Genomic DNA, 12,935 nt, shown 5'->3' on the forward strand with positions numbered 1-12,935 from the left:
TATCTGTAGTGATTCTTATTTCTTAAAAACAGGCAATAGTTGTGTTTTTAATTGTCCAAATCCAATACGTATGTCACCATTTTCACAGTGTCCTCTCATAACAACTGTATCGTAATCGTTAATAAACTTACGCTCACTCCCATTTTTCATTTTTACCGGCTTTGTACCTTTCCAAGTTATTTCTAGCATAGATCCATAAGAGTCTTCTGTTGGGCCAGAAATAGTACCACTACCCATTAAATCTCCTGCATTAACTGGACAGCCATTAATAGTGTGATGTGCCAATTGCTGAGCCATATTCCAATACATATGCTTAAAGTTTGTTTTACAAACCGTAGTTTCTTTTCCGCCTTTTGGAACAATACCAGCCTCTAAATGTATATCAAAGCTATGCTTTCCTTTGGTTTGAAGATATGGTAATGGTTTTGGATCTTGTTTTGGGCTTTCTACTCTAAATGGTTCTAATGCATCAAGCGTTACAATCCATGGAGACATTGAAGACGCAAAATTCTTGCCTAAAAATGGACCTAATGGAACATATTCCCATTTCTGTATATCTCTTGCAGACCAATCATTTAAAAGTACTAATCCAAAAATGTATTCTTCTGCTTCTTCAACAGGAATTGATTCACCTAAATCATTGGCATCAGTTGTTATAAATGCCATTTCAACTTCAAAATCTACCAACTTACTTGGACCAAATACAGGTTTATCAGCGCCTTCGGGTAAGGTCTGCCCTTGAGGTCTATTAATAGGAATATGAGTAGAAATAATTGAAGAACTTCTTCCATGGTAACCTACAGGCATATGAACCCAATTAGGTAATAATGCATTTTCTGGATCCCTAAACATTGATCCTACATTTGTAGCATGTTCTTTACTGGCATAAAAATCTGTATAGTCACCAACATGAATTGGAAGTTGCATCTCAATTTCATCCAATCTAAAGCATATGATCTCTTTGTGCTTAGTATTGTTTTTTAACGTTTCATTATTTGCATCAAATACTTCAGCAACTCTATTCCTAACAGCTCGCCAGGTCTTTCTCCCATCAGCTATAAAATCATTTAACGAGTCTTGCAGAAAGATGTCATCAGTTAATGGAATACCATCAAAATAGCCCAATTGGTGCATGGCACCTAGGTCTATGGCTGTATCTCCAATCCGTGTTCCAATTGTAATAATATCTTCCCTCGTAAGGAAAACACCAAAAGGAATGTTCTGAATCGGAAAATCAGAATATTTATTGACGTACAACCAAGATTTTCTATTTGGGTTATTAGCTGATAATGGCATAATACTATTGTTGATTAAATGTTCATTAATTTCTATTCAAACCTACATAATTTTTAATATTAAAACTAATGTTTTACTATTTTTGATTTTCATTTAAATATAGACAAAATTTATGCAACGCGACGAACAAATTTTTGAACTTATACAAGCAGAAAGAGAACGCCAAACGGATGGAATAGAGCTTATAGCCTCTGAGAATTTTGTTAGCGATCAAGTCATGGAAGCAACGGGTTCAGTTTTAACCAATAAATATGCTGAAGGATATCCTGGTAAACGTTATTATGGTGGTTGTGAGATAGTTGATGAGGTAGAGCAAATTGCGATTGAAAGAGCAAAGACTTTGTTTGGTGCCGCTTATGCAAACGTACAACCACATTCAGGAAGTCAGGCAAACACAGCAGTGTTTCATGCATGTATTAAACCAGGTGATACAATCTTAGGGTTTGATTTGTCCCATGGAGGTCATTTAACACATGGTTCACCAGTTAATTTTTCAGGGAGATTGTATAGACCAACTTTTTATGGTGTAAATAAAGATACAGGTTATATAGATTATGATATGCTGTCTGATGTTGCTGAGAAGGAGCAACCAAAATTAATTATTGCAGGTGCTTCTGCTTATTCTAGAGATATTGATTTTGAAAAATTTAGAGAGGTTGCAGATAATGTAGGTGCTGTTTTATTGGCCGATATATCTCATCCTTCAGGTCTTATTGCAAAAGGTATCTTAAATGATCCCATGCCACATTGCCATGTTGTTACTACAACCACTCATAAGACTTTGCGTGGTCCACGTGGTGGAATGATAATGATGGGTGAGAATATTGATAACCCATTTGGAATTACTTTAAAAAGTGGAAAACTGCGTAAAATGTCGGGCTTATTAGATTCTGGAGTATTCCCTGGAAATCAAGGAGGTCCTTTAGAGCATGTTATTGCAGCAAAAGCAATTGCATTTGGTGAAGCTTTGAGTGATGATTTTTTACATTATATGTTGCAGGTAAAGAAAAATGCTGATGCCATGGCTCGTGCATTTGTAGCTAAAGATTATAATCTTATTTCTGGTGGAACTGATAATCATATGATGCTGATTGACTTGAGAAATAAAAATATAACAGGAAAAGATGCGGAGAATGCCCTGGTAAAAGCAGATATTACTGTCAATAAGAATATGGTACCGTTTGATACAGAATCACCTTTTGTAACTTCAGGTATTAGAGTGGGTACGCCAGCTATCACGACTAGAGGATTAAAAGAGAATGATATGGCCTATGTTGTAGATCTTATTGATGAGGTAATTACTAATTATGATAATGAGACCGTATTAGAAGGTGTGGCAGTTAAAGTAAATGAACTTATGAGTGGAAGACCACTTTTTAATGCGTAAATATTTTATAGACTAAGAAAAAAGCCGTTCAATAAAATGAAAGGCTTTTTTTATTGATACTTAGTTTGTTTAATCTTGGAATGGAATGCTTTCAAAAGCACCTGCGTCTGGTGAGGCACCTCTTACAATACCTAGAATATCATTTGGTACTAGGGCAGAAAATAGGGTAGAACCAAGACCATTTGCTCCTGAATCTTCTCCGATCTGCATTAAATTTTCAAATCCATTTTTAAAATCGGGATCAATATTAAATGAATTCCCTTCATAAAAATTTGCGTCTCCAAACATATAGTTACCAGTATTGGCTAGATTGTCATTATCAAATCTCAATAAACAATTAGTGAATTTAAAGTTAAATACACTCCCACGACTGTCCAAGAAAAATTCAGGGTTATCATTACCGTAAACTATGCAATTATTAAAATTAGCCTCAGTTAGGTCATTGGTAATAGTTGCACCATTTTCATCTTCTATATAATCATTTAAGAGTAGTGCAGGGAATTGTCTAAAACTACTGTTCCAATAGTTGGCGATAGTGCAATGTGTGAAATTATATTTTCCGCCTAAACTCCCAGCGAATGACGACTGACCTGAATTGTTAATGATTACATTTTCTCCAGAAATAGATGTTGCTCTACCTAATATCCCAAAGGCACTAGAATTGTATATCTGTGAGTTTGTAATTGTCAGTTTATCTTCCATTTCATCTTGATTGCCTTCAGATAAAAGTCCAATCGTGGCGTTTTTTATGGTTGCATAATTTATAGTATTATTTACACTACCATTAAATAACCAAATTGTTCCCCATTGACCAGGTACATCTTCAAACAAAGGTTCTAATCGGTCACCTTCTAGTATTACTTCATTTTCGGGATTTTCATGATCAGCGCTTATTGATCCATTTATGTTTAGTGATGCGCCATTAGTTACTATTATTCCTGAATCTGCATGAAAATGAACTCTTGCACCAGCTTCCATGGTTAAAGTTTCACCCTCATCTACGCCAGCATATCCATAAATAACATAAGGTTTTTCATTAGTGAAAGTAAGTTCGTCATCTTCTAAAAACCTGCCTTGTAAAGTTGTTTCATCAGGATTCCCATCACCATCTACATCGAAGGTTAGAGTCTCAATTATTCCCGAAGTTTCATCCCTATTAGGGTAAATAAAGACTGCATCTTTTACAAGTGTTACTAAATCAACATCTTGTTGGTTATTTCCTGAATCAAATAAGATTCTGTCTGTATATAAAAACTGGATATCTGAGGCGGTAAGTGTTTCAATATCTATTGTCGTTTCGATAAAGATGAAAAGACTGTCATTAGCTAGGAGTTCTACATCTTCAAAGAACTTACCTTCTTGTTGCCCTTCTAATCCTGTAGACCCATCTACATTCATTCTATAAAAGGAATTAACACCGTTTTCTAATTGAATTGTTGGTATTACAATATCTTCATCACTGCGATTATAGACCTTTAAATTGTATGTGCTTGAACCGATATTAGTAAATACGGTATCTAGATAAACCGTATCCTTTGCAAACCCAAGGTTCCCTGTACTTGGGGAAAATTCAAAATCGTTTCTACATGAACTCCAAAAGACTATAATGCTAAAAAATAGAAAAAATGAAAGCAATCGCTTCATAAATGAAAATTGATAAAGTTTGGTTAAAAATATAACTTTTGAAGTTATGATTTATTATGATTTTAAAAGAAATCTACACTTGTTATCAGTCTTTCTTTAATTTCTTTTTTTCAAACTCTTCTAAGATTTTTAAAAAGGTCTTACTGTTGGAGATTAATAATTCTAATAATTCCATTTGTTTGTTTTCTTTTAACAGTTCAGAACTAATATCTGTTGCTGTACAGAAATCAAAGAAAAGTTTTGTTTTACCTGGTGGAATTTTCATCTCATTTTTTAGAAGTCTGTCATTAAAAAGTGCACTATTATTAAAAAGCGAATCCATTTGGCGGTAAGTTATTGGTTGATATATTGGAGCTTTGTATCTGTTTTTCCTTTTAAATAATTTGGCCACTAGATTTAATACACCAAGAATATTGGCACCGTAGTAGGCTTCTTCTGGCACGTATAAATGCGGATTACGCTTTATATCTTCTTTAATTAAATCTTGTAATTCTTTATTGTAGGTTTCTAACACAAACACAGGTTGTTCAGGTTCTGATTCAATTTCAACTTCGTCTAATTCATTTATGATTTTTTTTAATTCAAAAACTGTAGTTTTTCCAAAATGATGACTTGAAACTGCTATGGCTTTAGGATGATGAAAAAGAGATTCAAAAACTATACTGTCACCAACTTTTGCTGTTAATGAAAAATTTCCTTCATCATCCGTAGCTGTAATTCTATTTTGAGTTTTATTGTAGACCTTTATACCTTTTACAGTTGTTGTAGCATCGTACACTTTTGCCCGAAGGGTTTGTGCAATTGAAGATTGAATGAAAAAAAGCAAAAGAATAGTAAAAGGAATCCGTTGCATTGTAATTTGATTGATGAGTAAAGAAAAGTTTTTTACTCTAGATGAGATGGAGTCTTAATGAAACTTTAACCTAAATAAATGTTAATCAAATAAGTTGGCTACTTCGGCTAAAATCCTCGTTGGACGATATGTCTTTTTATCCATAAAGCACCATTTTGTTTCAGATTTTACAAGAAGTCTATTTGTAGATGCATTAAAGATTTCTACCATTCTAACTGAAGTTACACCTTCAGAATTGAGTACATAAGTTTTCAGTTTTAGGATATCACCTAAAACAGCTTGATTTTTATAATCAATTGTATGCCTAACCAATACCCAAAAATAATTATCAAGTATTTGTTTTGGGGCTCTTAGCATCCAATGGGCTTCGGCTATATCTTGCACCCATTGCACATAACGAACATTGTTTACGTGATTTAGTTGATCTAAATCTTCTTGGGCGACAGTTATTGTTTTTTCGAATATTTGCAATTGAGTTATCTTGATATTATCTTGACAGCCACTTGTTCATTGTATCTATTATAGGTTAAATAATCATATTTTATATTATTTCTTGAGACAAAGTCATTGAATGCTTGGAATTCACCATGTCTCCACCCAGGATAGTTGAAATATTCATCAAAGACTATAACTGTACCACTACAAATTAATGGATTTAGATTTTCGAAAATTGTAACTGTTGACGAGTATAAATCACAATCAACATGAAGAAAGGCAATATTTGCTTTTTCCTTAATGACAAAATTTGGTAATGTGTCAGTGAACCACCCTTTAATTAAAGTAATATTCTTTCGCACTTTAGGTAACTTTTCATTTTTGCTAAAATGTCCGGGCAGATAGCCATCTCTCCAAGATTCTGGAAGACCTTCAAAAGAGTCAAAACCAAATATTTTACTTTTAGGGTTCTTACTAGCGATTAAATTTATTGTCTTACCAGAGAACACCCCAAATTCTAAAAATTGGCCATCTATCGAAACATGGTCCATTGCTACTTTTAAAACAGCATCTCTTGAAGTTTTTGAATGTACATGTAACATGTTCTTCTCAATATAGGTGCACGTATCATCTGCCGCTCTTAATTGCAATCTAGTTTCTAAACTTTTTGGAGAAAGAACACTAATTAGTTTGTTTAGTTTTTTATTCCTTTTTAAAAATTGAATCATAAATAAGAGTTAAATGAATTATTGTTTCAATGTTATTTTTTCTTTATTCTCACTTCAAAGAGTTTGTCCCAATTTTTACCTGTTACAAAAATTGTATTTCTGTCTGGGTTAAAAGCAATTCCATTTAAGACATCTAGTTCAGAGTGTTGTTTGACCAATTTCCTTAATGGTTTAAAATCAATTACTCCTTCTACGGCACCATTTTCAGGGTTAATAATAACCACACCATTTCGCTGATAGATATTAGCGTAAATCTTACCGTCAATCCACTCGAGTTCATTAAGGCTCGGAATTTTACCTTTTTCTGTATATACTTCAATATGGCCATTTTCTGTTAGATTATCTTTATTTAAAAACCATATCTTTTCTGTACCATCAGATTTATACAATTGAGCACCATCATTGCATAAGCCCCAACCTTCAACACTTTGACCATAATTAAATGTTCCCAATCTGTTAAAAGAATTGACATCGTAAATAAAACCTCTTTTACTTTGCCAGGTGAGTTGATATATGCTATCATTCAAAATGGTAAGTCCTTCACCAAAAAACGCGTCAGCAAGATTTGTATTCATTATAACCTCACCAGTTTCAAAGTTTAATTTTCTCAATTTAGACTTAGTTCGTTGGCCAGTACTTTCATAAAGCTCTCCTTTGTAAAATTCTAATCCTTGCGTATAAGATGTTATTTCGTGAGGATAAGTGTTGACAATTTCATATGTATAGATATCAGGTCGTCTATTATTATTAATTTCTATTTGTTTGGTTAAAGTCTCAGAATTACCATCATAATTCACAATTGCTTCAATTGTGTTTTTTCCTAATGATATAGATTTTAGAGTATGGTTAGGTTTAATATCTATATCATTCAACTTATATGAAACCGACTCTATATTTTTCTTTTTTGGATTGCTTATTGTCAAATTCAATTGGTCCCCTAAAGTAATAGATTTTGTATTTGTGTCTATGGAAAGTCCAGTTTGCTTTGACGCATTCGTTTCTCCGCAATTGACAAGTAATAGACCTAAACAAATGACTGTGATATATTTAAATAAACGCATTATTCTCTGTGATTTTTGGCCAAGTTATTAAATAAAAATTCAGTTTAAAAATCATTGCCAAAGTATTAAAAGGTTGTATCTTTGCCACCGGGCAAGTCCTACACAACCAGCTCCTGCTTAATCCTCCAGGGCGGGAACGCAGCAAAGGTACGCGGTCGTAGCGGTGTGATGTAGGTAGCTTGCCCTTTTTTTGTGCAATAAAGTCTCCTATAAATTTGTATTTTCGAAGCATTATTATTTAACTCATATGTCTAAAGTAGTATTGATAACTGGTGGGTCTTCTGGAATAGGAAAAGCTATTGGAGAATTTCTAATTAAAAAAGGATTTGATGTTTATGGCACAAGTAGAAATCCTTCAAATTATAAAGAAAGTAAATTCCCGTTAGTCGCATTAGATGTTACCCAATCTCAATCAATCATTAATTGTATTGACGAAGTTTTATCACGTACTTCAAAAATTGATGTTTTAATCAACAATGCTGGTGCAGGTATAACTGGTCCCATAGAAGAAATTCCGGAAGATGAAATAAAGCGAAATTTTGAAACAAATCTTTTTGGGCCAATTAATGTTATAAAAGCTGTACTTCCGAGTATGCGCAAAAACAAATCAGGACTAATTATAAATATTACATCTATAGCAGGTTATATGGGTTTACCATATCGAGGTGTTTACAGTGCAAGTAAAGGTGCTCTAGAAATAATTACCGAGAGCTTTAGAATGGAGTTAAAGCCATTTAATATAGAAATGACAAATGTTGCTCCTGGAGATTTTGCTACAAATATTGCGGCAGGCAGATATCATGCTCCAGTAATTGATAATTCCCCTTATAAAGAACAGTATGAAGCGTCATTAAAAATGATGGATGAACATGTTGATGGAGGAAATGACCCAAATGAAATGGCTGAAGCGATTCTAAAAATAATTAATACACCAAAACCCAAGATTCATTATAAAGTTGGGGTTTTTATGCAAAAATTCTCAATTGTGTTGAAAAGAATTCTACCAGATAAGGTATATGAAAAGTTATTAATGAATCACTACAAGCTTTAGTTAAGAATGGTATGCTGTTTGATAACAATATATTCAAATTAGCTATCATGAAAATTCACAAAATTTTATTACTGCTTTTCATTCCAATTATATTTTTTAGTTGTGAAGAGGTATTTGATTGTATAATTCCTAGAGAACCGGAATTGGAAAATAAAACATTCCCTATAGGTACAACAGAATCCTATTATTATGTTGACCTTAAGGCAGAAATAAACAACGAACCTCGAGACCAAGACTACGACTATTATTTTGATGTTAGCGGATTGCCATTAGGCATGGATTATTTTGTAAACTTCAGAACTATTAGTATTGAAGGAACGCCAGCAGAAGTTGGGACATTTGATGTTACTATATTTGTTGATGTTGACGGTCCGTTTAGGGATGATGGTGCAGACGATTTATTATGTAACTATTCGACTTCAAAAACCTATACTTTAATTATTGAAGAATAACTATATATTGCTTTTAGTAAGTTGTTAATATATTTTAATTAATTATCCCATATTAAACTACCTATTAGTTGTAAATTCGCGACAACTTTAAACCACAATAACTCAAATTAATTAAGCATGAAATTTTTTATCGATACTGCGAATCTAGACCAAATTAAAGAGGCTCAAGATATGGGTATACTAGATGGTGTTACTACAAATCCATCGTTAATGGCAAAGGAAGGTATCACTGGTACAAATAATATTTTGAAGCACTATGTAGATATTTGTAATATCGTAGACGGAGATGTTTCAGCTGAGGTAATATCAACAGATTTTGAAGGTATGGTAAGGGAAGGTGAGGCACTTGCTGAATTGCATGATCAGATTGTAATTAAACTTCCTATGATAAAAGATGGGATAAAGGCATGTAAGTATTTTTCAGATAAAGGAATAAAAACAAATGTAACTTTAGTATTCTCACCTGGTCAAGCTCTTTTAGCAGCCAAAGCGGGAGCAACATATGTGTCGCCATTTATTGGAAGATTAGATGATATTTCTACTGATGGTCTCAATTTAATAGCAGAAATCCGCCATATATATGATAATTATGCTTTTGATACAGAAATACTTGCTGCTTCTGTTAGACATACTATGCATGTTATTGATTGTGCTAAATTAGGCGCAGATGTTATGACCGGACCGTTAAGTTCTATCGTCGGGTTGCTAAAACACCCATTAACAGATATTGGCTTAGAGAAATTTTTAGCAGATTATAAAAAAGGAAACTAGAATTTCTTCTAAAAAACATTTACAAGACACCTTATTTAATAAGGTGTTTTTTTTGCAGTAATTCTTCTAACTTTTCTGAGAAGTCAGATTTGAAAATATTGACATTAGGATGAAGTATAATTCCATTTTCATCAACAATGATTGCTTTGTTCAAGTAGTTTACAGCCAATATTTTTTTTGCCTTATTGGAGTCTTTAAACTTGTATTCACTCGTTGTTGAAAAATCGTAATTACTAATTATTTTCTTCCAATACTTATCGTCGTTATCGTTTACATTAATAGAAACAAAATCTACATAATCAAACGCTTTTTTTAACGAGTTCACTTTGTAATGACTGTTTCTATATTGAGCTTTGGAGTTAGAAGACCAAAAATAGATTATTGTTGGTTTTGTAATAATAGAGTTTAATGAGTATTCTTTGTCATCAAAACTTACAATTTCTAGACTTGGTAATGGGTTTCCTTGTCGTAGTAATTTCAAAGATGCCACTAAATCTATCATATCGGATTTATCTTCCTCATTAGTGCTTCTACTTAAATAATAATCTAGCAATTCATTAGCTTCATCTTCAGTGTGATTATGACTAATATAATTCCTCGCTTTATATTTTAGAAGGTTATTTTTTATTGTTTCGTCCTCAATTATACTGTCAATTAGGTCTAATTTAGACTTATTGTATTCCATTGAATGCCTATCAAATTTACTATGGAATTCATTGTGCTCGTAGAAAGAACTAATTGCTAAATTATCAATATGAGAAAACAAAAATCTGTTGTAAGAAAAGAATCTACTTAAGTGATTAGCATTATAATCAATGTTGTTTCTGTGAGCATAAAAATTTTCTGGTAAATCCTTTACATGGATTAATTTGTTATTACCAAAATATGCAAAAGGGTAAATCTCCTTGTCAGCATAATTGTTGTAATTTATATTTGCTTCAAGAATAGATTGAAAAAAATCGGATTGATTATTCTGTGCCAGAAATTTTTGAAGCTGATTTAAATGACGCTGTCTACGCTCTTCAATAAAAGAGTGAAATGCCTCAGGTTCCATTTTAGAATATTCAACTAGCTTATCTGCTTCTCTTTCATTAGAAAGGTAAGTTTTAATTAAATAATTATTCTTTTTAGCTCCCTTTCCTGTAAAAACTAATGACTCGTCAAAGTCATAAGTGTTTAACCTAAACATTACACTATCATTAGGTTCTAACAAAACAAGTTGATATTCTCCACCATGAGTAATTGAATATAAACCTGGGTTTAGATTCTTGAAGTTATGTTTGAATCTATTATTGACATCCAATTTAAATGAATCTACAACTTTACCGTCCGTGTTGTAGAGAATAACATTTTTGTTCTTAGGATTTACAATCTCACCGCCTAAAAAGGCTACATCACCTTCAGAAGCACTCTTAGATTTGCACCCGAATGTAATGGCTAATAGTCCTACAAAAAGACCTAAAGATCGTATTAAAATAAGTGTTTTAGTCATTGTTAGTCAAGCAAAAATATGTGTTGAAACATTCATCTGTTGTTAATAGCTCGTTAAATCTTGTTATAGTGTGTGAATATTTCGTCTAATAGCTTTTATTTTCTACTTTTGTCGCGAATTTAAAAAGCTTAAAATGTTATCAGTTTCTAATTTATCAGTTCAGTTTGGTAAGCGTGTATTATTTGATGAGGTAAATACCACATTTAATAGTGGTAATTGTTACGGAATTATTGGCGCTAATGGTGCTGGTAAGTCCACATTTTTAAAAATTTTGTCAGGTAATATGGATCCTACATCAGGTCATGTTCATTTAGAACCTGGTAAGCGTATGTCTGTACTTGAGCAAAATCATAATAAGCATGATGAGAATACAGTTTTAGAAACAGTTTTAAAAGGAAATAAACCCCTATATGAATTAAAGACGCAAATTGATGCTTTATATGCAGACTACACTGATGAGAATGCAGAAAAGATAGGTGAGTTACAAGTACAATTTGAAGAAATGAATGGGTGGAATGCAGATAGCGATGCGGCTGCATTATTATCTAATTTGGGTATAAAGGAAGAATTACATTATACCTTAATGGGTGATCTAGACGGTAAGCAAAAAGTACGTGTCCTTTTAGCCCAAGCACTTTTTGGCAATCCTGATGTACTTATAATGGATGAGCCGACAAATGACCTGGATTATGAGACTATTACTTGGTTAGAGAACTTTTTAGCCAATTATGATAATTGTGTGATTGTTGTATCTCACGACAGGCACTTTTTAGATGCGGTTTGTACACATATCTCAGATATAGATTTTGGAAAGATTAACCATTATTCTGGTAACTACACATTTTGGTATCAATCGTCTCAGTTAGCAGCTAAACAGCGTGCCCAGCAGAATAAGAAAGCAGAAGAAAAGAAAAAAGAGCTTGAAGAATTTATTCGTCGTTTCTCTGCCAATGTAGCAAAGTCTAAACAGGCTACAAGTAGAAAAAAGATGATTGACAAGCTGAATATTTCAGACATCAAACCATCGAGCCGACGTTATCCTGCAATTATTTTTGAGCGTGAGCGCGAAGCTGGTGATCAAATTTTAAATATCGAAGGATTAACAGCAAGTATTGATGGTGAGCTTTTATTTAAGGGTGTTGATATCAATTTAGCAAAAGGTGATAAAGTGGTTGTATACTCAAAGGATTCTAGAGCTACAACGGCTTTTTACCAAATTATAAATGGTAAAGAAAAAGCAGATTCTGGTAAATATGCTTGGGGAGTCACTACTGCACAATCATATCTGCCGTTAGACAATAGTGAATATTTTACTAATAAGTTAACCTTGGTAGATTGGTTGCGCCAATGGGCGACCACAGAAGAGGAACGAGAGGAAGTTTATATAAGAGGTTTCTTAGGTAAAATGATATTTAGTGGTGAAGAAGCATTGAAAACAGCAGATGTATTATCTGGTGGTGAAAAGGTGCGTTGTATGTTAAGTAGAATGATGATGATTCGTGCTAATGTATTGATGTTAGATGAACCTACCAACCACTTAGATTTAGAGAGTATTACAGCATTCAACAATTCATTGAAGAATTTTAAAGGCACAGTTTTATTGACCACGCATGACCATGAGTTTGCTCAAACCGTTGGAAATAGGATAATTGAGCTTACGCCTAATGGAGTCATTGATAGATACATGACTTTTGACGAATACATGAGTGATAAAAAAATTAAAGAGCAACGAGATAAAATGTATGCTCAAACTGTATAGAAAAAA

General features: G+C 32.9%; 12 protein-coding genes and 1 other RNA gene. 6 read left to right on the forward strand and 7 right to left on the reverse strand.

Annotation, left to right across the window (positions count from 1 at the left end; all coding sequences use genetic code 11):
* Positions 1 to 15: 15 nt before the first annotated feature.
* On the reverse strand, positions 16 to 1,296 hold the full coding sequence (gene fahA / locus LBV24_RS06240) for a fumarylacetoacetase (protein WP_224477740.1): 1,281 nt from the start codon (positions 1,294 to 1,296) through the stop codon (positions 16 to 18).
* Positions 1,297 to 1,408: 112 nt separating this feature from the next.
* On the opposite strand from fahA, the gene glyA reads away from it, so the two are divergent.
* Positions 1,409 to 2,683 carry a serine hydroxymethyltransferase gene (gene glyA / locus LBV24_RS06245; protein WP_224477741.1) on the forward strand — a complete coding sequence of 425 codons (1,275 nt, stop codon included), beginning with the start codon at positions 1,409 to 1,411 and terminating at the stop codon, positions 2,681 to 2,683.
* Positions 2,684 to 2,752: 69 nt separating this feature from the next.
* Here glyA and LBV24_RS06250 read toward each other — a convergent pair whose 3' ends face one another.
* The 5 genes from LBV24_RS06250 to LBV24_RS06270 form a co-directional block, all read right to left on the reverse strand.
* A complete protein-coding gene (locus LBV24_RS06250) occupies positions 2,753 to 4,327 on the reverse strand; it encodes a hypothetical protein (RefSeq protein ID WP_224477742.1) in 1,575 nt (524 codons plus the stop codon).
* 85 nt (positions 4,328 to 4,412) lie between these two features.
* On the reverse strand, positions 4,413 to 5,180 hold the full coding sequence (locus tag LBV24_RS06255; RefSeq protein WP_224477743.1) for a carboxypeptidase-like regulatory domain-containing protein: 768 nt from the start codon (positions 5,178 to 5,180) through the stop codon (positions 4,413 to 4,415).
* 81 nt (positions 5,181 to 5,261) lie between these two features.
* Positions 5,262 to 5,651: an acyl-CoA thioesterase gene (locus tag LBV24_RS06260; protein ID WP_224477744.1), complete on the reverse strand. Its 390-nt coding sequence runs from the start codon at positions 5,649 to 5,651 to the stop codon at positions 5,262 to 5,264.
* 5 nt (positions 5,652 to 5,656) lie between these two features.
* Entirely contained in the window at positions 5,657 to 6,343 is a 687-nt protein-coding gene (locus LBV24_RS06265; RefSeq protein WP_224477745.1) for a TylF/MycF/NovP-related O-methyltransferase, read from the reverse strand.
* Between the two features lie 32 nt (positions 6,344 to 6,375).
* A complete protein-coding gene (locus tag LBV24_RS06270) occupies positions 6,376 to 7,404 on the reverse strand; it encodes a glutaminyl-peptide cyclotransferase (RefSeq protein WP_224477746.1) in 1,029 nt (342 codons plus the stop codon).
* 89 nt (positions 7,405 to 7,493) lie between these two features.
* Here LBV24_RS06270 and ffs point away from each other — a divergent pair.
* The 4 genes from ffs to fsa all read left to right on the forward strand — a co-directional run bounded on the left by ffs (position 7,494) and on the right by fsa (position 9,678).
* Positions 7,494 to 7,592: signal recognition particle sRNA small type (gene ffs / locus LBV24_RS06275), an RNA gene on the forward strand.
* A gap of 59 nt (positions 7,593 to 7,651) precedes the next feature.
* A complete protein-coding gene (locus tag LBV24_RS06280; RefSeq protein ID WP_224477747.1) occupies positions 7,652 to 8,455 on the forward strand; it encodes an SDR family oxidoreductase in 804 nt (267 codons plus the stop codon).
* A gap of 47 nt (positions 8,456 to 8,502) precedes the next feature.
* Positions 8,503 to 8,907 carry a hypothetical protein gene (locus LBV24_RS06285; protein ID WP_224477748.1) on the forward strand — a complete coding sequence of 135 codons (405 nt, stop codon included), beginning with the start codon at positions 8,503 to 8,505 and terminating at the stop codon, positions 8,905 to 8,907.
* Between the two features lie 117 nt (positions 8,908 to 9,024).
* Positions 9,025 to 9,678 (forward strand): fructose-6-phosphate aldolase, encoded by a 654-nt coding sequence (gene fsa, locus LBV24_RS06290; RefSeq protein ID WP_114301665.1) that lies wholly within the window; start codon positions 9,025 to 9,027, stop codon positions 9,676 to 9,678.
* 31 nt (positions 9,679 to 9,709) lie between these two features.
* On the opposite strand, the gene LBV24_RS06295 is transcribed toward fsa, so the two are convergent.
* A complete protein-coding gene (locus LBV24_RS06295; protein ID WP_224477749.1) occupies positions 9,710 to 11,170 on the reverse strand; it encodes a TlpA family protein disulfide reductase in 1,461 nt (486 codons plus the stop codon).
* A gap of 133 nt (positions 11,171 to 11,303) precedes the next feature.
* On the opposite strand from LBV24_RS06295, the gene LBV24_RS06300 reads away from it, so the two are divergent.
* Positions 11,304 to 12,929 (forward strand): ABC-F family ATP-binding cassette domain-containing protein, encoded by a 1,626-nt coding sequence (locus LBV24_RS06300; RefSeq protein ID WP_224477750.1) that lies wholly within the window; start codon positions 11,304 to 11,306, stop codon positions 12,927 to 12,929.
* Positions 12,930 to 12,935 lie beyond the last annotated feature (6 nt).

Origin of the sequence: Winogradskyella vincentii, assembly GCF_020166345.1 — a bacterium.
GTDB classification, from domain to species: domain Bacteria; phylum Bacteroidota; class Bacteroidia; order Flavobacteriales; family Flavobacteriaceae; genus Winogradskyella; species Winogradskyella vincentii.

What these genes read in the sequence shown, in the direction of transcription:
- fahA (WP_224477740.1), bottom strand. Translation starts at nt 1,296, where the DNA reads ATGCCATTATCAGCTAATAACCCAAATAGAAAATCTTGGTTGTACGTC.
- glyA (WP_224477741.1), top strand. Translation starts at nt 1,409, where the DNA reads ATGCAACGCGACGAACAAATTTTTGAACTTATACAAGCAGAAAGAGAA.
- LBV24_RS06250 (WP_224477742.1), bottom strand. Translation starts at nt 4,327, where the DNA reads ATGAAGCGATTGCTTTCATTTTTTCTATTTTTTAGCATTATAGTCTTT.
- LBV24_RS06255 (WP_224477743.1), bottom strand. Translation starts at nt 5,180, where the DNA reads ATGCAACGGATTCCTTTTACTATTCTTTTGCTTTTTTTCATTCAATCT.
- LBV24_RS06265 (WP_224477745.1), bottom strand. Translation starts at nt 6,343, where the DNA reads ATGATTCAATTTTTAAAAAGGAATAAAAAACTAAACAAACTAATTAGT.
- LBV24_RS06270 (WP_224477746.1), bottom strand. Translation starts at nt 7,404, where the DNA reads ATGCGTTTATTTAAATATATCACAGTCATTTGTTTAGGTCTATTACTT.
- LBV24_RS06280 (WP_224477747.1), top strand. Translation starts at nt 7,652, where the DNA reads ATGTCTAAAGTAGTATTGATAACTGGTGGGTCTTCTGGAATAGGAAAA.
- LBV24_RS06285 (WP_224477748.1), top strand. Translation starts at nt 8,503, where the DNA reads ATGAAAATTCACAAAATTTTATTACTGCTTTTCATTCCAATTATATTT.
- fsa (WP_114301665.1), top strand. Translation starts at nt 9,025, where the DNA reads ATGAAATTTTTTATCGATACTGCGAATCTAGACCAAATTAAAGAGGCT.
- LBV24_RS06295 (WP_224477749.1), bottom strand. Translation starts at nt 11,170, where the DNA reads ATGACTAAAACACTTATTTTAATACGATCTTTAGGTCTTTTTGTAGGA.
- LBV24_RS06300 (WP_224477750.1), top strand. Translation starts at nt 11,304, where the DNA reads ATGTTATCAGTTTCTAATTTATCAGTTCAGTTTGGTAAGCGTGTATTA.